Source organism: Caulobacter sp. GW821-FHT10F06, from assembly GCF_058809215.1.
Genome location: NZ_JBXASK010000011.1, coordinates 83,716 through 101,243 on the forward strand (window position 1 = coordinate 83,716; position 17,528 = coordinate 101,243).

At 68.6% G+C, this 17,528-nt stretch carries 20 protein-coding genes; 14 read left to right on the forward strand and 6 right to left on the reverse strand.

Going from position 1 to position 17,528, the window contains the following annotated elements; genetic code table 11:
• Positions 1 to 133 precede the first annotated feature (133 nt).
• Entirely contained in the window at positions 134 to 817 is a 684-nt protein-coding gene (locus AC1RUS_RS21460) for an NrsF family protein (RefSeq protein WP_492918658.1), read from the forward strand.
• Positions 818 to 882: 65 nt separating this feature from the next.
• Here AC1RUS_RS21460 and fba read toward each other — a convergent pair whose 3' ends face one another.
• The 3 genes from fba to gap form a co-directional block, all read right to left on the reverse strand.
• Positions 883 to 1,974, reverse strand: a complete 1,092-nt coding sequence (fba, locus tag AC1RUS_RS21465) for a class II fructose-bisphosphate aldolase (RefSeq protein ID WP_492918659.1) — start codon at positions 1,972 to 1,974, stop codon at positions 883 to 885.
• A gap of 199 nt (positions 1,975 to 2,173) precedes the next feature.
• On the reverse strand, positions 2,174 to 3,364 hold the full coding sequence (locus AC1RUS_RS21470; protein ID WP_492918660.1) for a phosphoglycerate kinase: 1,191 nt from the start codon (positions 3,362 to 3,364) through the stop codon (positions 2,174 to 2,176).
• Positions 3,365 to 3,534: 170 nt separating this feature from the next.
• Entirely contained in the window at positions 3,535 to 4,542 is a 1,008-nt protein-coding gene (gene gap, locus AC1RUS_RS21475) for a type I glyceraldehyde-3-phosphate dehydrogenase (protein ID WP_492918661.1), read from the reverse strand.
• 217 nt (positions 4,543 to 4,759) lie between these two features.
• On the opposite strand from gap, the gene AC1RUS_RS21480 reads away from it, so the two are divergent.
• The 6 genes from AC1RUS_RS21480 to AC1RUS_RS21505 all read left to right on the forward strand — a co-directional run bounded on the left by AC1RUS_RS21480 (position 4,760) and on the right by AC1RUS_RS21505 (position 8,781).
• Positions 4,760 to 5,116: a DUF4164 family protein gene (locus AC1RUS_RS21480; protein ID WP_492918662.1), complete on the forward strand. Its 357-nt coding sequence runs from the start codon at positions 4,760 to 4,762 to the stop codon at positions 5,114 to 5,116.
• Between the two features lie 2 nt (positions 5,117 to 5,118).
• Complete coding sequence (locus tag AC1RUS_RS21485) at positions 5,119 to 5,445, forward strand: cell division protein ZapA (RefSeq protein WP_492918663.1); 327 nt, start codon at positions 5,119 to 5,121, stop codon at positions 5,443 to 5,445.
• A 449-nt stretch (positions 5,446 to 5,894) separates the two neighbouring features.
• The gene (locus AC1RUS_RS21490) at positions 5,895 to 6,512 is read left to right on the forward strand and encodes a 5-formyltetrahydrofolate cyclo-ligase (RefSeq protein ID WP_492918664.1); all 618 of its coding nucleotides are present in this window, start codon (positions 5,895 to 5,897) and stop codon (positions 6,510 to 6,512) included.
• Positions 6,513 to 6,521: 9 nt separating this feature from the next.
• Entirely contained in the window at positions 6,522 to 7,343 is an 822-nt protein-coding gene (locus AC1RUS_RS21495; RefSeq protein WP_492918665.1) for a TIGR00282 family metallophosphoesterase, read from the forward strand.
• A gap of 71 nt (positions 7,344 to 7,414) precedes the next feature.
• Positions 7,415 to 8,284, forward strand: a complete 870-nt coding sequence (locus AC1RUS_RS21500) for an alpha/beta fold hydrolase (RefSeq protein WP_492918666.1) — start codon at positions 7,415 to 7,417, stop codon at positions 8,282 to 8,284.
• Positions 8,285 to 8,367: 83 nt separating this feature from the next.
• Positions 8,368 to 8,781 carry an organic hydroperoxide resistance protein gene (locus tag AC1RUS_RS21505; protein ID WP_492918667.1) on the forward strand — a complete coding sequence of 138 codons (414 nt, stop codon included), beginning with the start codon at positions 8,368 to 8,370 and terminating at the stop codon, positions 8,779 to 8,781.
• A 140-nt stretch (positions 8,782 to 8,921) separates the two neighbouring features.
• On the opposite strand, the gene AC1RUS_RS21510 is transcribed toward AC1RUS_RS21505, so the two are convergent.
• Complete coding sequence (locus AC1RUS_RS21510) at positions 8,922 to 9,572, reverse strand: glutathione S-transferase family protein (RefSeq protein WP_492918668.1); 651 nt, start codon at positions 9,570 to 9,572, stop codon at positions 8,922 to 8,924.
• A 158-nt stretch (positions 9,573 to 9,730) separates the two neighbouring features.
• On the opposite strand from AC1RUS_RS21510, the gene AC1RUS_RS21515 reads away from it, so the two are divergent.
• Both AC1RUS_RS21515 and AC1RUS_RS21520 read left to right on the forward strand, forming a co-directional pair.
• Entirely contained in the window at positions 9,731 to 10,486 is a 756-nt protein-coding gene (locus AC1RUS_RS21515) for a YebC/PmpR family DNA-binding transcriptional regulator (RefSeq protein ID WP_492918669.1), read from the forward strand.
• A 157-nt stretch (positions 10,487 to 10,643) separates the two neighbouring features.
• A complete protein-coding gene (locus AC1RUS_RS21520; RefSeq protein ID WP_492918670.1) occupies positions 10,644 to 11,336 on the forward strand; it encodes an MgtC/SapB family protein in 693 nt (230 codons plus the stop codon).
• A 4-nt stretch (positions 11,337 to 11,340) separates the two neighbouring features.
• Here the strand turns inward: AC1RUS_RS21520 and AC1RUS_RS21525 are convergent, their stop codons facing one another.
• Complete coding sequence (locus AC1RUS_RS21525; RefSeq protein ID WP_492918671.1) at positions 11,341 to 11,805, reverse strand: hypothetical protein; 465 nt, start codon at positions 11,803 to 11,805, stop codon at positions 11,341 to 11,343.
• Between the two features lie 104 nt (positions 11,806 to 11,909).
• On the opposite strand from AC1RUS_RS21525, the gene AC1RUS_RS21530 reads away from it, so the two are divergent.
• Positions 11,910 to 12,842, forward strand: a complete 933-nt coding sequence (locus tag AC1RUS_RS21530) for a nucleoside hydrolase (protein WP_492918672.1) — start codon at positions 11,910 to 11,912, stop codon at positions 12,840 to 12,842.
• Positions 12,843 to 12,974: 132 nt separating this feature from the next.
• Here AC1RUS_RS21530 and AC1RUS_RS21535 read toward each other — a convergent pair whose 3' ends face one another.
• Positions 12,975 to 14,399 carry a M20/M25/M40 family metallo-hydrolase gene (locus tag AC1RUS_RS21535; RefSeq protein ID WP_492918673.1) on the reverse strand — a complete coding sequence of 475 codons (1,425 nt, stop codon included), beginning with the start codon at positions 14,397 to 14,399 and terminating at the stop codon, positions 12,975 to 12,977.
• A 121-nt stretch (positions 14,400 to 14,520) separates the two neighbouring features.
• On the opposite strand from AC1RUS_RS21535, the gene ruvC reads away from it, so the two are divergent.
• From ruvC to AC1RUS_RS21555, 4 genes are all read left to right on the forward strand, one after another.
• Positions 14,521 to 15,042 (forward strand): crossover junction endodeoxyribonuclease RuvC, encoded by a 522-nt coding sequence (gene ruvC, locus AC1RUS_RS21540; protein WP_492918727.1) that lies wholly within the window; start codon positions 14,521 to 14,523, stop codon positions 15,040 to 15,042.
• Positions 15,039 to 15,656, forward strand: a complete 618-nt coding sequence (ruvA, locus tag AC1RUS_RS21545) for a Holliday junction branch migration protein RuvA (protein WP_492918674.1) — start codon at positions 15,039 to 15,041, stop codon at positions 15,654 to 15,656. Before ruvC ends, ruvA begins: the two co-directional genes overlap by 4 nt.
• 127 nt (positions 15,657 to 15,783) lie before the next feature.
• Positions 15,784 to 16,824, forward strand: a complete 1,041-nt coding sequence (ruvB, locus tag AC1RUS_RS21550; protein ID WP_492918675.1) for a Holliday junction branch migration DNA helicase RuvB — start codon at positions 15,784 to 15,786, stop codon at positions 16,822 to 16,824.
• A gap of 140 nt (positions 16,825 to 16,964) precedes the next feature.
• On the forward strand, positions 16,965 to 17,405 hold the full coding sequence (locus AC1RUS_RS21555; protein WP_492918676.1) for a YbgC/FadM family acyl-CoA thioesterase: 441 nt from the start codon (positions 16,965 to 16,967) through the stop codon (positions 17,403 to 17,405).
• The last annotated feature ends 123 nt before the right edge of the window (positions 17,406 to 17,528 follow it).

Here is a 17,528-nt window from a genome sequence, read left to right on the forward strand (position 1 = left end):
CTCGTTACCGTTCCCATAACGCTGATTGACAAGCGCCCGGCAAGCTCATCAAGTGCGCGCGCCCTGATTGCGATCGATACGCAGACGCGGGGTTTTCATAATCGGTTCTGACGCCTTGTGGGGAGGGTCGCCCGTGACGATAGACGACGCGCTCGCCCTCCCCGGCGAGGCGCCGACGGCCATGCCAGCCTGGTCGACCGCGACGCTCCGGACCCGCCTCCTCGAGGTGGCGGCGGCGGGCGCGCTGGCCGCCGTGCTGCTGGTGCTGGTCTGGCTCCATCTGCGGCCCGATATCGGGACCGCGACGACGACCCCGTTCTTCTGGCTCAAGGGCCTCTACACCGCCGGCCTGGCCGCGACGGCCCTGGCCGCCGCGACGGCCCTGGCGCATCCCGGCGCCTCAGTCCGGCCGGCCCTGGCCGTGGGCGCCGCCCTGGTGGCGGCCATGCTGGCCATCGCCCTGATCGAGACGCCGCGGCTGAGCCCGGCCCTGTTCGCCCATGTCTTCGAGCCCGCCGGACTGGCCGCCTGCCTGTTCAACGTCGCCTGCCTGTCGGTTCCGATGCTGGCGATCGCCGGCATCGGCCTGCGACGGGTCGAGCTGGAGCGCCCAGGGTTGATGGGCCTGTTCGTCGGCCTGTTCTGCGGCGCGGTGGCGGCGACCATCTATGGCCTGCACTGCCAGGACTCGACCTTCGTCTTCGTCGCGCTCTGGTACACCGGCGCGATCCTGCTGTGCGGCGCGGTCGGGGCGGTCGGGCTGAAGCTGCTGCACCGGGGCCCGGACCCGGCCGGCGAGCCGATCGCGATCGACTAGGGCGGCCAAGAAAAAGGCCTCCCGGATCGCTCCGGAAGGCCCTTGGATCTTCGGTGGGCGAACGCCTATTCGGCGGCGACCTTGCCGGCCGCGACGCCGAACTTGGCGTGCAATTCGCCGGACGTGTAGCGCTTGGCCATCACGGCGGTCGAGATCGGCTTGATCTTGCTGGCGTGGCCGGCCGAGCCGAACTCGACGAAGCGAGCCTCGCAGACCTTGCGCATGGCTTCCTTGGCGGGCTTGAGATAGGCGCGCGGATCGAATTCCTGCGGCTTTTCCGTCAGCAGCTTGCGGATCGCGCCGGTGATGGCCATCCGGTTGTCGGTGTCGACATTGATCTTGCGCACGCCGTGCTTGATGCCGCGCTGGATCTCTTCGACCGGCACGCCCCAGGTCTGGGGCATCTCGCCGCCGTACTGGTTGATGATGTCCTGCAGGTCCTGCGGAACGCTGGACGAGCCGTGCATCACCAGGTGGGTGTTGGGCAGGCGGCGGTGGATCTCCTCGATCACGTTCATGGCCAGGACGTCGCCGTCCGGCTTGCGCGTGAACTTGTAGGCGCCGTGGCTGGTGCCCATGGCGATGGCCAGGGCGTCGACGCCGGTCTGCTGCACGAAGTCGACCGCCTGGTCGGGATCGGTCAGCAGTTCGTCATGGCTCAGCACGCCCTCAAAGCCGTGGCCGTCCTCGGCCTCGCCCATGCCGCTTTCCAGCGAGCCCAGCACGCCCAGTTCGCCCTCGACCGACACGCCGCAGCTGTGGGCCATCTGGACCACCTTGCGGGTGACCTCGACATTGTAGTCGTACGAGGCCGGGGTCTTGGCGTCCTCCATCAGCGAGCCGTCCATCATCACCGAGGTGAAGCCGTACTGGATCGCCGTGGCGCAGGTCGCCGGGCCGTTGCCGTGGTCCTGGTGCATGCACACCGGAATGTGGGGGTAGAGCTCGACCAGACCGTCGATCAGACGGGTCAGGATGATGTCGTTGGCGTAGTTTCGCGCGCCGCGCGACGCCTGGATGATGACCGGCGAGTTGACGGCGTCGGCCGCCTCCATGATCGCCAGACCCTGTTCCATGTTGTTGATATTGAAGGCCGGCAACCCGTACTCATGCTCCGCCGCATGGTCCAGCAACTGCCTCAGCGTGATCCTCGCCACGTATGTCTCTCCTGCAAGCTTGAAAGGTTTTGGGTCGTTTCTTGTTTTTGGGGCCCGGCGCTGAAGCGCTCTTTGCCCGGTCTTCCAATTTTCCTCGGGACCGACTTGGTCGCGGTCCTTCTCCTCCCACAGATCCTGTCGTTCCGCCCGGCGAGGCCGTCCTGTCCAGGAACGGCGCCGCCCGGCGTCAGGCTCGACCTCAGCTGTCCAGGGCTGACACACCCGGCAGGGTCTTGCCTTCCATCCACTCAAGAAACGCGCCGCCGGCGGTCGACACGAACGTCATGTCGCCCACCACGCCGGCGTGGTTCAACGCCGCCACAGTATCACCGCCGCCGGCGACGGCCACGATCTTACCGGATTTCGCCAAGGTTGCGGCGTGCTTTGCCGCCGAAACAGTCGCGTCGTCGAACGGAGGGACCTCGAAAACGCCCAAAGGGCCATTCCAGATCAGGGTCTTGCTGTCGTCCATGGCCGCCAGCAGACGCTTGGCGGTCTCGGGACCGGCGTCCAGGATCAGGTCGTCGGACTCAACTTCGGAGAGCGCGCGGGTCTGGGCGTCGACGCCCGGCGCGACCTTCTTGGCCACCACAACGTCGACCGGCAGCAGCAGTTCGCAGCCGGCGGCCTTGGCCTTCTCGATGATCTGGCGGGCGGTGTCGGCCAGGTCCTTCTCGCAGAGCGAGGCGCCGACGTCGTGGCCCTGGGCGTAGAGGAAGGTGTTGGCCATGCCGCCGCCGATCGCCAGGCGATCCAGCTTGGCGACCAGGTTGTTGAGCAAATCGAGCTTGGTGGAAACCTTGGAGCCGCCGACGATGCCGATCACCGGCTTCTGCGGATTGCCCAGCGCCGAGTCGAGGGCCTCCAGCTCGCGCTGCATGGCCAGGCCCGGATAGGCTGGCAGCAGACGGGCCACGCCCTCGGTCGAGGCGTGGGCGCGGTGGGCGGCGCTGAAGGCGTCGTTGACATAGAGTTCGCCCAGCTTGGCCAGCTGCGCGGCGAAGTCCGGATCGTTCTTTTCCTCGCCGGCGTGGAAGCGCACGTTCTCCAGCAGGGCGACGCCGCCCTTTTCCAGGCCTTCGATGATCTTGGCGGCCTTGTCGCCGACGCAGTCGCTGGCGAAGGCCACCTCCTGTTCCAGCAGCTTGCCCAGCGGCTCGGCCACGAAGGAGAGGCTCATCTCGGGAACCACCTTGCCCTTGGGCCGGTCGAAGTGGGCCAGCAGCACCACCTTGGCGCCCTTCGATGACAGGTAGTGGATGGTCGGCAGGGCCGAGCGCAGGCGGGTGTCGTCGGTGATCTTGCCGCCCTCGACGGGGACGTTGAAGTCCACGCGGACCAGGGCGATCTTGCCGGCGAGATCGGCGGTGTCGAGGGTGCGGAAGGTCATGGGTGCTCGTCCGTGCGTTGGCCCTCGCCCTTCGACGGGCTCAGGGTGAGGTCCAAGAGATCAGGCGTCGAATTAGCCCTCATCCTGAGCCTGTCGAAGGACGAGGGCGGCCCCGCGAGAGGCCAAGGAAAACCCCCGCGCCTCGGAGAGGGCGGGGGTTTTGGCAGGCTTTAGAGGAACTTCGCCATCACCAGAGCGGTGTCGCTCATGCGGGTCGCGAAGCCCCATTCGTTGTCGTACCAGCTGAGCACGCGGACCAGCTTGCCCTCGATGACCTGGGTCTGGGGCAGGGCGGTCGTCGAGCTGGCGGCGATGTGGTTGAGGTCCGAGGAGACCAGCGGCTCGGTGGTGGTGAAGAGCACGCCCTTCATGTCGCCGTCGGCGGCGGCTTGCAGCGCGGCGTTGACCTCGTCGACCGTGGTGTCACGCGAGGGCACGACCTTCAGGTCGATGACCGAGACGTTCGGCGTCGGGACGCGGATCGACGAGCCGTCCAGCTTGCCCTTCAGGGCCGGCAGCACCAGGCCCAGGGCCTTGGCGGCGCCGGTCGAGGTGGGGATCATGCTCAGGGCCGCGGCGCGGGCGCGGTAGAGGTCCTTGTGCATGGTGTCCAGCGTGGGCTGGTCGCCGGTGTAGCTGTGGATCGTGGTCATGTAGCCGCGCTCGATGCCGACCAGGTCCTGCAGGACCTTGGCGACGGGGGCGAGGGCGTTGGTGGTGCACGAACCGTTCGAGACGACGATGTCGTCGGCGGTCAGGGTCTCGTGGTTGACCTTGTAGACGATGGTCTTGTCGGCGCCGTCGGCGGGGGCCGAGACCAGCACGCGCTTGGCGCCGGCTTCCAGGTGCAGGGCGGCCTTGTCGCGGGCGGTGAAGATGCCGGTGCACTCGAACGCGATGTCGACGTTCAGCTCCTTGTGCGGCAGGTCCTTCGGATCACGGATCGCCGTGACCTTGATCTTGCCCGCGCCGACGTCGATCCAGTCCTCGCCCGAGGTCACCGTGCCGGGGAAGCGGCCGTGCACGCTGTCGTAGCGCAGCAGGTGAGCGTTGGTCTCGACCGGACCCAGATCGTTGATCGCCACGACCTCGATATCGGTGCGGCCGTGCTCGGCGATCGAGCGAAGAACCAGACGTCCGATACGGCCAAAGCCGTTGATGGCGACGCGAAGAGCCATGAGGTCTTTCTCCTAACGATCGGACGCGGCCAGAGGCGACCGGCGTTCCCTGATTTTGCAGCGCGTTTTGCGGGCGGTGGCCGGGAAGTCAACCCCAGCTCGGGTAACAACGCATGACGGAATACTGCTATGGGCGATTCCTCACCCAAATCTCGCCACGCCGGGTGGCGAAGCTGCTGCTGATCTATATGTTGCACCGCATGATTGGAACCCGCCGATGACCCTGGGCGAAACCAGCGCCCTCGACCTCGCCGCGCGTCGCCTCGAGCGCGCCGTGGCGCAGTTGGAGCAACGGCTGGCCGCGCGTCAGCCCGTGGCGGCCGCCGCCTCGGCCCCGGACCTGTTCGACGGCGACAGCGCGCGCCTGAAGGCCGAGCTGGACGCCGCCCGCGAGCGTGAGCGCGCCCTTGAGGAAGCCGGCGCCCAGGCCTCGGTGGCCCTGGGCCGCGCCATCGCCGAGATCCGCGCCGCCCTGGGTGACGAGGCCGGCACGGCCAATGACGACACGCCGGAAGGCGAGCCCGACTACGATCCGGAGACGGACGAACTGTTCGACGAGCCGGGGAAGGCCTGAGCATGGCGCAACTGACCATCCAGGTGAACGGCCGCCCCTACACCGTCGGCTGCGAGGACGGCCAGGAGGCCCACCTGCTGGAGATCTCGCGCCTGTTCGACCGTCAGGTCCGCCAGGTCAGCCAGGACGTCGGCCAGCTGGGCGAGACGCGCCTGTTCCTGATGGGCGCCCTGCTGCTGGCCGACGAGATGAGCGACCTGAAGCTGCGCCTGGCCCATGCGCAGAGCGAACTGGCCAAGCTTCAGAACGAAACCACCCGCGCCGAGATCCGCGCCATCAAAGCCTTGGACGCGGCGGCGGAGAAGATCGAGAAGCTGGCGGCGGAGTAACTTGCCCCTACCTGACCGCTTCGCGGTCATCTTCCCCCTATGGGGGAGGAGCGCGAAGCGCGGAGGGGGCGAGTGCCAATCTATTCGCCTTCCGCGACACCGCGGCGCTGGCGCCGGGGCTCCCGAGCGCCTATCTTGTTCAACGGCGGGTCTTGCTGTGGCCCTCGTCGAAGATTTCTATTCCCAGGGACCTTAATCTCTCTATCGGGACCTGTTCCCTCCCGTGGCCGTGGCTGCGGGAACACGGGGCCCACCTGTAACTAACAGGTTCGAGTGGATTGAAACGTCTTCACGGTTCTTCGCGGCGCCGCCACCTCATTCCATAGAAGCTGTCATCCCGGGCAAGCGCGCAGCGCGTAGACCCGGGACCACGGCAAGCGCAGGCGCTTCCTGCCGCCCCGGCTCGGCGCGACCTTGCGGTCGTGGGGCCGGGATGACAGTTCTAGGGCATGGTCATCGCCAACGCCGCCTCCGCCAAGACCGCCCTGCGGGTCCTGATCCGCGACCGCCGCAAGGCACTGGCGCAGGAGTTTCCCGACGCCGACCAGCGGGCCGCCGACATCGGCGCCGCGACGTTGGCCAAGCGCTTCCCCAATCCCACCGGCAAGGTGGCCGCCGTCTACCAGGGCTGGGGCTCGGAGCTTTCGCCGGCGATCCTGGCCGAGGCCCTGGCGCAGGCCGGCTGGACGCTGGCCCTGCCGTCGGTGGAGGGCAAGGCCGGGGCCATGGTGTTCCGCCGCTGGGACCGCGCCGCGCCGTTGGAGCGCGACGAGATCGGCATGCGGGCCCCGCCGCGCGACGCCGAGATTCTCCAGCCCGACCTCGTGATCGTGCCACTGCTGGCCTTCGACCGCGCCGGCCGGCGGCTGGGGCAGGGCGGCGGCTATTATGACCGCGCGCTGGCGGCCCTGAAGGCGCGGGGCGAGGTGTTTGTGCTGGGCCTGGCCTATGGCGGTCAGGAGACGGCGAATTTGCCGCACGAACCGCACGATCAAGCGCTGGACGCCATCCTCACCGAAAAAGAGTATATCGCGGTGAACGATACGGGACCGAAAGGGTCCTTCTAAGGAATTTCGATGCGTTTTGCTTTCTTCGGCGATGTCGTCGGCAAGTCCGGCCGCGACGGTCTGGCCGACCATCTGCCCGCCCTGCGCCGCCAGCTCGACCTGGAATTCGTGATCATCAACGCCGAGAACGCCGCGGCCGGCTTCGGCATCACCGAGAACACCGCGCGCGAGCTGTTCGAGGCCGGCGCCGACTGCCTGACCCTGGGCAATCACAGCTGGGACCAGCGCGAGGCCCTGACCTACATCGTCCGCGAGCCGCGCCTGATCCGCCCAGCCAACTATCCGATCCTGTCGGACGCGCCGGGCAAGGGCAGCCACCTGTTCCAGACTGAGCGCGGCCGCACCATCATGGTCATCAACCTCTTGGGCCGCGTCCACATGGACGCCATGGACGACCCCTTCGCCGCCGCCGACCGCGAGCTGGACAAGGCACCGCTGGGCCAGGTGGCCGATGCGGTGGTGGTCGACATGCACTGCGAGGCGACGTCGGAGAAGATGGCCATGGGCCACTATTGCGACGGCCGCGCTTCGCTCGTCGTCGGCACCCACACCCACGTTCCGACCGCCGACGCCCAGATTCTGCCCGGCGGCACCGCCTACCAGACCGACGCCGGCGCCTGCGCCGACTATGACAGCGTCATCGGCAACCAGAAGGAAGAGCCCCTGCGGCGCTTCACCACCAAGATCAGCGGCGGCCGCTACACCCCCGCCAGCGGCCCGGCCACGGTCTGCGGCGTGTTCGTCGAGACCGACGACCGCACGGGTCTGGCGGTGCGGGTCGAGCCGATCCGGGTGGGCGGGCGGCTGAAGGAGAGCGTGCCGGCCGTCTAAGAGTCGACAAGCCCGTTCAAGCCCCGCGACGGACTGCGGCCTAAGCCTGTGTCTCCAACAGGAGCCCGGTCATGAACGCCATCACGCCCACGCCCAGCGCCGTCAACGCGCCCACCCAATATGTCGAGGTCGAGGGGCGACGCCTGGCCTATCGGTCGATCGGGGCCGGCGTGCCGCTGGTGCTGTGCGTGCGCTTTCGCGGGACGATGGACGTCTGGGACCCGGCCTTTCTCGACGCCCTGGCCGGCCAGGGTTTCCGGGTCATCGTCTTCGACTACAGCGGCATGGGCGCCTCGACCGGCGAGAAGACCCTCAACCCGTTCGCCCTGGCCAAGGACGCCGGCGACCTGATCAAGGCCCTGGGCCTGAAATCGGCGGTGCTGGGCGGATGGTCGCTGGGCGGCCTCGCGGCGCAGGCGGCCCTGGCCCTGTTCCCCGACCAGATCAGCCATGTGGTGCTGATCGGCACGGGCCCGCCCGGACCGCTGGCCAAGATGGCCGAGCAGCTGTTCTACGACACCGCCCGCAAGGACAACGACTTCGAGGATGAGGTCATCCTGTTCTTCGAGCCGAAGTCGCCGGCCAGCCGCGCCGCCGCTCGCGCCTCGCACGACCGCATCGCCGCCCGGACGACGGATCTCAGCCCGCCCGTCCCGCGCGACTGGGCCGCCGACATGCTGGGCGGCGCGCCCAAGCCCAACCCGTTTCCCGCCCAGCCGATCCTGGACCTTCTGAAGACCACCGACGTCCCGATCCTGCATGTCGGCGGCGACCACGACATCAGCTTCCCGGTCGAGAACTGGTACGCGCTGAACCCGGTCCTGCCGACCCTGCAGCTGATCACCTTCCCCCGGGCCGGCCACGGGCCGCAGCACGAGCATCCGCAGGCCAGCGCCGAGCACATCGCCACCTTCGTGCGCACGGCCTCTCGGCCCGCTTAGGTCGGAATCGACAAGCCGGAGACGCTTGCGACTGTCACGCGTTGGAGCACAGTCTTTCCTCCAACTTTGACAGGAGCGCTCCCATGACCGACGCCATCTACACCGCCCACGCCCACGCCGTGGGCGGACGCCAGGGCACGGCCAAGTCCGACGACGGCCATCTGGACGTCAAGCTGGCCTTCCCCAAGTCGATGGGCGGCGACGGCAATGGCACCAATCCCGAGCAGCTGTTCGCGGCCGGCTACAGCGCCTGTTTCCTCGGCGCGCTGGGCCTTGTGGCCCGCACCCAGGGGATCAAGCTGGGCGAGCACAGCCTGGACAGCGAGGTCGACCTGATCAAGGACGACACCAGCTTCCATGTCGGCGTGCGCCTGACCCTGAACGCCCCGGAGCTGGACCGCGAGACCGCCGAGAAGCTGCTGCACGCGGCGCATGAGGTCTGCCCCTATTCGAAGGCGACGCGCGGCAATGTGGATGTGGTGCTGACGGTCGCCTGAGGCCGCTCCAATAATTCTTGTCATCCCGGAAGCCTCGCAGAGGCTGTCCGGGACCCAGGAGCCGGCGCACTGTGGTTGCCCTGGGTCCCGGCTCTCCGCTTCGCTCCGGCCGGGATGACAAGGTTGGGTCAGCCCGGGACTCAGCCCGGGAACATGTGGAAGTAGGGCTCGGCCTCGGCCAGCACCCGCGCCACCGACGGCCGCGCCTTCAGCCGGTCCAGATAGGCCGACACCGCAGGATAGTCTTGGCCCAGCGGCTGGACCTTGTCGGCGTAGAACAGGGCCGGCAGCGCCGCGCAGTCGGCCAGGCCGAAGGCCTCGCCCGACATCCATGTGCGTCCGGCCAGTTCCGCCTCCAGCAAACCATAGGAGGCTGTCAGCTGGTCGCGCGCCTGCCGCACGCCGAACGGGTCGCGATCGGCGTCGGACGGCCGGATGCGGTCGCCGACCACCTTCTGCATCGGGATCATCACATAGAAGTCGAAGAAGCGGTCCCACAGCCGGGTGCGCCAGGCCGCGTCCGGATCGGCGGGGGTGAAGCGCGTCGGGCCTGGATAATGCAGGTCCAGATAGTCGAGGATCACGCTGCTCTCGGGCACGGTCAGGCCGCGCGCCTCGTCGCGCACGACCGGGAACTTGCCCAGCGGCCACAGCGCCAGGAAGGCGGCCCGCGAGGCCTCGTCGCCCAGATTGACCACCAGCGGCGTGAACGGGGTGTCGTTCTCGTAAAGCCCGATCAGCGCCTTCCAGCAGAAGGACGACAGCGGGTGGAAATGCAGGGTCAGGGACACCGGCGACCTCGGCCTAAAACTGAAGTGATGGCTAAACTATAATCGACCTCTCTCGCTTGGCAAGCCGTCGGCGGATCAAGCCGGGGTGACAAAACCCCGTCTCAGCGGCTAGAAGCGCCCCCACTCCACCATCGTCAGATCAGAGAAGAGCCCCGCGAATGGCCGGCCACTCGAAATTCAAGAACATCATGCACCGCAAGGGCCGCGCCGACGCCGCGCGCTCCAAGCTGTTCTCCAAGCTGTCGCGGGAGATCACCGTGGCCGCCAAGGCGGGCCTGCCCGACCCGGCCATGAACCCGCGCCTGCGCCTGGCCGTCAACAACGCCAAGGCCGAAAGCCTGCCCAAGGACGTCATCGATCGCGCGATCAAGAAGTCGCAGATGGGCGACGCGGCCGACTATTCGGAAATCCGCTACGAGGGCGTCGCCGCCGGCGGCGTCGGCATCATCGTCGAGGTGCTGACCGACAACAAGAACCGCGCCGCCGCCAATGTCCGCTCCTACTTCACCAAGATGGGCGGCAACATGGGCGCCTCGGGCTCGGTGACGTTCAACTATGATCGCGTCGGCCAGATCACCTATCCGGCCAAGGCCGCGAGCGAAGACGACATGATGGAAGCCGCCATCGAGGCCGGCGCCGACGATGTCGTCTCCGACATGGACGAGGAAGGCGAAGGCCACACCGTCTACACTGCGTTCGAGGATCTCAACGACGTGGCCGCCGCCCTGGAAGCCAAGTTCGGCGCGGCCAACAACACCAAGATCGCCTGGCGTCCGAAGATGCAGGTGCCGGTCACCGGCGAGTCGGTGGCCACGCTGATGAAGCTGCTGGACCTGCTCGACGACGACGACGACGTCCAGGCCGTCTATTCGAACGAAGAGATCAGCGACGAAGACGCCGCGGCGCTGGGTTAGCCGCTAAAACTGTCATCCCGGCCAAGCGCGCAGCGCGCCGAGCCGGGACCGCAGGAAACGCATGAGCTCGCCGTGGTCCCGGGTCTACGCTGCGCTTCGCCCGGGATGACAGATCGGGCCAGGGAGCTTCACCGCCGTCTCGCCCGTTAAGTTCGTCATGCACGGGCTGGCTCCCTCCGACTATCTCCCCATCCTCGGCGCGCTGGTCGCCGGCGGCGCCATCGGGTTCGAGCGCGAGTATCGCAGCCGGCCGGCGGGCCTGCGCACCCACATGTTGGTCGCCCTGGCCTCGGCCTTGTTGATGCTGGCCGCCGTTCACCAGGTGAAGTGGATGACCGACACTCCGATGGACGTGATGCGTATCGATCCGGTGCGCATGGCCCACGGCGTTCTCACCGGCGTCGGCTTCCTGTGCGGCGGGGTGATCTTCCAGCAGGGGGTGTCGGTGCACGGCCTGACCACGGCGGCGTCGCTGTGGATCACCTCGGCGATCGGCACCCTGTTCGGGGTCGGGCTCTATGACCTGGCCGTCGGCGGCACGCTGCTGACCGTGGCCGTGCTCAGCGCCGCCCGTCTTCTCGACAAGCACATGCCGCAGAAGAACTTCGTCGAGATCGCCGTGCGCTCGCGCCGCGAGGCCCTGATCGACGAGGCCGAACTGCGCGGCGTCCTGGGGCAGTGCGATCTCCATGGCGAGCGGCTGAACCACCGGCTGCTGGACGGCGGCGCGACGGTCGAGCTGGCCGGACCGTTCTCGGGCAAGGGCGTCCTGCGCCTGACCGACCTGGCCGAACGCCTGCGCGGCGATCCCCGGGTGGTGGAGTTCGACATCCTGCCCCGGAAGGATTGAGCGGCTAGCGAATATCCGGCCCCGGGCGGCGCGGGCGCTGCTTGGCCGCGACCGACTTGATGATCAGCCGCCCCTGGCCGTCCGCCGGCAGAGGCGGCCGCGCGATGGTTAGCGCCTGGTCGATCAGCGCCGCGATCTCGGGGCGGTCCAGGTCGTCGGCGCCGGCCAGCACGATGTGGCGCATCACCGATCCCTCGCCCTTCAGCAGGCCGTGCGGATCGTTCAGCTCGGCCCCGCGGCCGAAGAACAGGCTGACCCAGCGCGGATAGAAGGCGACCGAGAAGATGGCGCTGGAGACCTTGTCGCCGGCGGCGAAGGCCACGGCCAGGGCGTTGTAGTTGTCGTAGACGAGGCGGTCGGCCTGGGGGATGCGCCGGATCATCCCGTCCAGGATCGCGGTCCCGCGCGCGGCGACCTCCGGCGTGAACCTGGCGATGAACGCGGCGAGTTGGTCGTCGGGCGTGCTCATGCGGTGAAGCTAAGGCCTGCGGCCGGCGCGGCGTCAACCGCCCGAGCGCCCCCTCCGCAATCACGGTCTTCTCCCCGTCACATCCCTTGCTCTACACTGGGCGAATGACGCTCCGCGTTCACATCGACACCGACTGCGGCGTGGACGACGCCCTGGCCCTGGCCATGCTGGCGCGGGCCCGCGACGTGGTCGAGGTGGGCTCGGTGTCGGCGGTGTTCGGCAACACCTATGTCGACCAGGCCGCCGCCAACGCCCGCGGCGTGCTGCGCCTGGCCGGTTGCGGGGCCGAGGTCTATATCGGCGCCGGTTCGGGTCTGGCCAAGCGCCGGGTCGAGCGCATGCGGCCGGCCCATGGCGTCGACGGGCTGAACGGGGTGGGCTTCTCGCAGCGCTGGAAACTGCCGGAGCTGGATCGCGGCCACGGGACCAGCCTCCTGGCCTTCGTCGCCCGCCGCAAGATCACCGGCCTGTTCCTGGGTCCCCTGACCAATCTGGCCCAGGGCCTGCTGGAGGATCCCGCCGCCTTCCGCGACTGGCGCCCGACGATCATGGCCGGCGCCTTCGCCGTCGAGGGCAAGGCCCAGGGCGGCGCCGACTTCAACAGCTGGAGCGATCCGGAAGCCCTGCAGCGGGTGCTGGAGGCCGGGGTCAGGCCGCGTCTGGTGCCGCTGGACATCTCTAGCCAGGTGACCCTGACCAAGGCGGCGCTGGAGGCGGGTTCGACCTGCTGCGGCTCGCCGCTGTCGGCGCGCCTGACCAGGGCGGCGGGGCCCTATATGGATTTCCACGCCCAGGCCTGGGGTGTCACCGACGCCTGCCACCCGCACGACGCTGTGGCCGCCGCGACGCTGGTGGCGCCCGAGGCCTTCGTGTTCGAGCCGGCCCGGCTGCGCGTGACGGTCGACGGCGTCCGCCAGGGCCGCATCGACCGCATCGACGGCGAGCCCAACGCCGAGGTCTGCGTGGGCCTCGAGGCCGGGGTGGTCGAGCGGCTGATCCTGGCGACGTTGTTTGGGGCCAAGGCGGTGGCGGCGTAAATCCTCCCCCTTTGGGGGAGGTGGCCCAGAGGGCCGGAGGGGGTCCTCTCCGGTCCATGCCGTTGAGGACCCCCTCAGTCGCTCCGCGACAGCTCGCCCAAAGGGGGAGCATCTAGATGGCGCGGCGAGCCCCTACTTCCCGCCCGCATAGTCCTTGATCAGCCCGAACAGGAAATCCCGACCGTCATAGAGCGACTTCACGCGGATGCGCTCGTTCAGCCCGTGGATGCCGTCCCCGTCCGAACCGCCGAACAGACCCGAAACGCCATAGGTCGGGATGCCCGCCGCGTTGGTGTGCACGCCGTCCGTGGCGCCGGTCAGCAGGATCGGCACGATCGGCACGCCGGGCCACAGCTTGGCGGCTTCCTTGGTGATCGGGCCCATGATCGCCGGCGTCAGGGGCGGCGGAGGCGAGGCGGCCTTGGCCTCGTGGGCCAGGGTCACGGCGACGGCCGGATCGGCGGCCAGTTCGGTCAGCTTGGCTTTCACCTCCTCGACCGGCGTGCCCGGCAGGATGCGGCAGTTGACGTTGGCCGTCGCGCGCTGGGGCAGGGCGTTGGGCGCGTGGCCGGCGCTGACCATGGTGGCGACGCACGTGGTGCGCAGCATCGAGTTCCACATCGGGTCCTTGGTCACCACGGCGAGCGCCGCCGGGTCCTCGACATTGGCCACCAGCGCCTTCATCGCCGCCGCCTGCTCGGCCGGCACGCGCGGCTGCATCTGGGTGAAGTAGCCCTTGGTGGCGTCGTTGAAGCGGGTGGGGAACCTGTAGTCGCCGATCCGGTTCAGAGCCGCCGTCAGCTGGTAGATGGCGTTGGCCGCGACGGGACGGCTGGAGTGGCCGCCCGGATTGGTCACCGTCAGGGTGAAGTCCTGATAGACCTTCTCGCCGGCCTGGACCTCCAGCACCACGGGCTTGTCGTTCTCGTCCAGCAGGCCGTCGGCGCCCTCGTTCAGCGCGAACTCGGCGTCGACCAGGGCGCGGTGGTTCTTCACCAGGTCCTCGATGCCGTTATAGCCCTCGCTCTCCTCGCCGCAGGTCAGGGCCATCTTGATGTCGCGCTTGGGCTTGAAACCCTGTTCCTTGAGCCGGACCATGCTGTCGGCCCAGATCGCCGCCTGGGCCTTGTCGTCCGACGTGCCGCGGCCGAAGAAATAGCCGTTCTCCTCGACCAGCTTGAACGGATCGCGGGTCCAGTCGGCGCGGTTGGCCTCGACCACGTCGATGTGGGCCAGGAGCAGGATCGGCCTGGACTTGGGATCGGTCCCGTGGAGGATCGCCACCAGCGAGCCCTCCTTGGGGTGCTTGGGCTCGACCACGATCTGGATGTCGGCGTCGGGATAGCCGGCGGCCTTCAGGCGCGCGCCCATGGCCTGCGCGGCCGTCGTGCAGCTGCCGACCGACAGCGTCGTGTTGATCTCGACCAGTTCCTTGTAGAGGTCGCGGAACTTCAGCTGGTCGGGACGGACATTGGCCGGCGGCGTTGCTGTCTGGGCGTTCGCGAGCACCGGCAAGGCGAGCAGAGCCGCCGTCGTCATCCATCCGACCATACGCATTATTTTTCTCTCCCAAGGAACTGAACCGGAGGAGAGCCCGCAAAGCCGCGCTGCGCAAGGGCCGGCGTTTACGAGTCGTTAGCGATACAGGGGCTTTTCCTCGGGCGCGGAACAGGCGATGTTGCGAGAACACATGATGAACATGAATCGCACTCCGATCCGGATCCTGGGCCTCGATCCCGGCCTGCGCCGCACCGGCTGGGGCGTGCTCACGGTCGAGGGCTCGCGCATGAGCCACGTCGCCCACGGGGTGATCGCCCCGGACGAGAAGGCCGACTTCGCCCAGCGCCTGCTGCATCTCTTCGAAGGCATCTGCGCGGTGATCGAGCAGCACAGGCCCGACGAGGCGGCGGTCGAGGAGGTGTTCCTCAACACCAACGCCCAGTCGACGCTGAAGCTGGGCCACGCCCGCGCCGCCGCCCTGATCGCGCCCGCGCGCGCCGGCCTGCTGGTGGCAGAATATTCCACGCGCCTGGTCAAGAAGGCGGTGGTCGGCACCGGCGCGGCCGACAAGGCCCAGATCGGCTTCATGATCGCCCGCCTGTTGCCGACGGCCGGCAAGACCACGGCCGACTGCGCCGACGCCCTGGCCGTCGCCATCACCCACGCCAACCTGCGCGTCGCCAACCGGAGAGTGGCATGATCGGTCGCTTGAGAGGCGCCGTCGCCGAGGTCGGCGAGGAAGAAGCCCTGATCGACGTCATGGGCGTGGGCTACGTCGTCCGCTGCGGCGGCCGCACGCTGTCGCGCCTGCCGGCCCTGGGCGAGGAGACCCTGCTGCACATCGAAAGCCAGTGGAGCGAAAGCGCTGGCCTGCGCCTCTACGGCTTCGGCACGCGCGAGGACCGCAAGGCCTTCGTGCTGCTGCAGGCCATCCAGGGCGTGGGCCCCAAGGCGGCGATGGCGGTGCTCGACATCCTGTCGCCGGCCGAGCTGGCGTCCGCGGTGGCGCGCGAGGACAAGGCCGCCGTCGGGCGGGCGTCGGGCGTGGGGCCGAAACTGGCCCTGCGGATCGTCACCGAGCTTAAGGACAAGCCGATCACCGACGGGCCGGTGCTGATGACCGCGCCGACCTCAAGCTCCGCGCCGGCCAAGGCCAAGCCCGCTCCTACCGGCGACGCCGTGGCGGCGTTGATGGGCCTGGGCGTGGCGGAAGTGAACGCCCGCCGCGTGGTCGAGGCGGCGGCCGCCAAGCTGGGTGAAGAGGCCAGCGTGCAGGCGCTGATCAAGGCGGGATTGCAGGAGCTGGGGCGATGAGGGCCAGCCACTTGCCCCCTCCTGACCGCTTCGCGGTCGTCCTCCCCCATAGGGGGAAGATGGACGGCGCTTACCTCTTCTTCCCCCTATGGGGGAGGAGGGCCGCAGGCCCGGAGGGGGCAAGTTCATGACCCGCATCATCTCCGGCGAGGCCGAACCGCACGAAGCCGCGCCCTTCGCCGCCGACAAGGCCCTGCGCCCCCAGACCCTGGCCGAGTTCGTCGGTCAGGAACAGGCCAAGGGCAATCTTCGGGTCTTCATCGAGGCCGCCAAGGGCCGGGGCGAGGCCCTGGACCATGTGCTGCTGTTCGGCCCGCCCGGCTTGGGCAAGACCACCCTGGCCCAGATCGTCGCCCGCGAGCTGGGGGTGAACTTCCGCGCCACCTCGGGCCCGGTGCTGAACAAGCCCGGCGACCTGGCGGCGATCCTGACCAATCTGGAAGCCAACGACGTTCTCTTCATCGACGAGATCCACCGTCTCTCGACCAATGTCGAGGAGATCCTCTACCCGGCCATGGAGGACCATGTTCTGGACCTGGTGATCGGCGAGGGGCCGTCCGCGCGCTCGATCCGCATCGACCTGGCCCCCTTCACCCTGGTGGCGGCGACCACGCGGGCGGGCATGTTGGCCACGCCCTTGCGCGACCGCTTCGGCATTCCGATCCGGCTGGAATTCTACACCCACGCCGAGCTGAAACACGTACTGATGGGCGCGGCCCGCAAGATGGGCGCGCCGCTGTCGGAAGACGGCGCCGCCGAGATCGCCGCCCGGGCCCGGGGCACGCCCCGCGTCGCCGGCCGCCTGCTGCGCCGCGTCCGCGACTTCGCCACCGCCGACGGCGCGGCGGTGATCGACCGCAAGGCCGCCAGCCTGGCCCTTGCGAGACTTGAAGTGGACGAGGTCGGCCTCGACAGCCTGGACCGCCGCTACCTGCGCGCGCTGATCGAGCACTATGGCGGCGGCCCGGCCGGGGTCGAAACCATCGCCTACGCCATCGCCGAGGCTCGCGACGCGGTCGAGGACGTCATCGAGCCCTATCTGATGCAGCAGGGCTTCATCCAGCGCACCCCGCGCGGCCGCGTCGCCTGCGGCAAGGCCTATCTGCACCTGGGCCTGAAGGCCCCGCCGCCGCCGCAAGGACAGGCGGGGTTGTTCGGGGACGAGTAGTCTGGTCACTTGCCCCCTCCGGGCCTGCGGCCCTCCTCCCCCATAGGGGGAAGATGAGGTCGGCGCGGTTCATCTTCCCCCTATGGGGGAAGACGATCGCGAAGCGATCCGTAGGGGGCAAGTCGAAGAGAGCTTATGAGATGACCACCCCCGCCCCCACCGCCGGCGTCTTTTCCGGCCGCGAGCACCAGTTGCCCGTCCGGATCTATTACGAGGACACCGACTTCTCGGGCATCGTCTACCACGCCAACTACCTGCGCTATTTCGAGCGGGGGCGGAGCGATTTCTTCCGGCTGGTCGGGATCTCGCACACCGAATTGGCCAAGGCCGACACCGCGTTCGCGATCATCCGCATGGAACTGGACTTCAAGCGTTCGGCCCGTGTCGACGACGCCCTGCTGGTGCGCACCACCTATGACCGCGTGAAGGGGCCGCGCCTCTATGTCAGCCAGAGGATCACCCGCGGCGAGGAGCTGATCTGCCAGGCGGCGGGCGAGGCGGTGTGCATCAGCCTGGACGGCCGGCCGCGAAAACCCACGGCCGAGATGCTGGCTCAGCTGTCGCCCTGGCTGGAGGGCTAGGGTTACCCCCTGCGTCATCCCCCGCTTCACGCGGGGGACCCAAGCGGCGGCGCCGAGAGTTACCTGTCAGCTCGGCTTGGGTCCCCCGAACAAGTCGGGGGATGACTCGGTTGGGTAGACGAA

Bases quoted from the DNA above. Each gene is read 5' to 3' on its own strand.
- AC1RUS_RS21525 (WP_492918671.1), bottom strand. From the start codon at position 11,805: ATGAGCACGCCCGACGACCAACTCGCCGCGTTCATCGCCAGGTTCACG.
- AC1RUS_RS21505 (WP_492918667.1), top strand. From the start codon at position 8,368: ATGACCGACGCCATCTACACCGCCCACGCCCACGCCGTGGGCGGACGC.
- AC1RUS_RS21555 (WP_492918676.1), top strand. From the start codon at position 16,965: ATGACCACCCCCGCCCCCACCGCCGGCGTCTTTTCCGGCCGCGAGCAC.
- AC1RUS_RS21495 (WP_492918665.1), top strand. From the start codon at position 6,522: ATGCGTTTTGCTTTCTTCGGCGATGTCGTCGGCAAGTCCGGCCGCGAC.
- AC1RUS_RS21535 (WP_492918673.1), bottom strand. From the start codon at position 14,399: ATGCGTATGGTCGGATGGATGACGACGGCGGCTCTGCTCGCCTTGCCG.
- AC1RUS_RS21485 (WP_492918663.1), top strand. From the start codon at position 5,119: ATGGCGCAACTGACCATCCAGGTGAACGGCCGCCCCTACACCGTCGGC.
- ruvA (WP_492918674.1), top strand. From the start codon at position 15,039: ATGATCGGTCGCTTGAGAGGCGCCGTCGCCGAGGTCGGCGAGGAAGAA.
- AC1RUS_RS21480 (WP_492918662.1), top strand. From the start codon at position 4,760: ATGACCCTGGGCGAAACCAGCGCCCTCGACCTCGCCGCGCGTCGCCTC.
- AC1RUS_RS21470 (WP_492918660.1), bottom strand. From the start codon at position 3,364: ATGACCTTCCGCACCCTCGACACCGCCGATCTCGCCGGCAAGATCGCC.
- AC1RUS_RS21515 (WP_492918669.1), top strand. From the start codon at position 9,731: ATGGCCGGCCACTCGAAATTCAAGAACATCATGCACCGCAAGGGCCGC.
- ruvB (WP_492918675.1), top strand. From the start codon at position 15,784: ATGACCCGCATCATCTCCGGCGAGGCCGAACCGCACGAAGCCGCGCCC.
- gap (WP_492918661.1), bottom strand. From the start codon at position 4,542: ATGGCTCTTCGCGTCGCCATCAACGGCTTTGGCCGTATCGGACGTCTG.
- AC1RUS_RS21530 (WP_492918672.1), top strand. From the start codon at position 11,910: ATGACGCTCCGCGTTCACATCGACACCGACTGCGGCGTGGACGACGCC.
- AC1RUS_RS21500 (WP_492918666.1), top strand. From the start codon at position 7,415: ATGAACGCCATCACGCCCACGCCCAGCGCCGTCAACGCGCCCACCCAA.
- AC1RUS_RS21490 (WP_492918664.1), top strand. From the start codon at position 5,895: ATGGTCATCGCCAACGCCGCCTCCGCCAAGACCGCCCTGCGGGTCCTG.
- AC1RUS_RS21520 (WP_492918670.1), top strand. From the start codon at position 10,644: ATGCACGGGCTGGCTCCCTCCGACTATCTCCCCATCCTCGGCGCGCTG.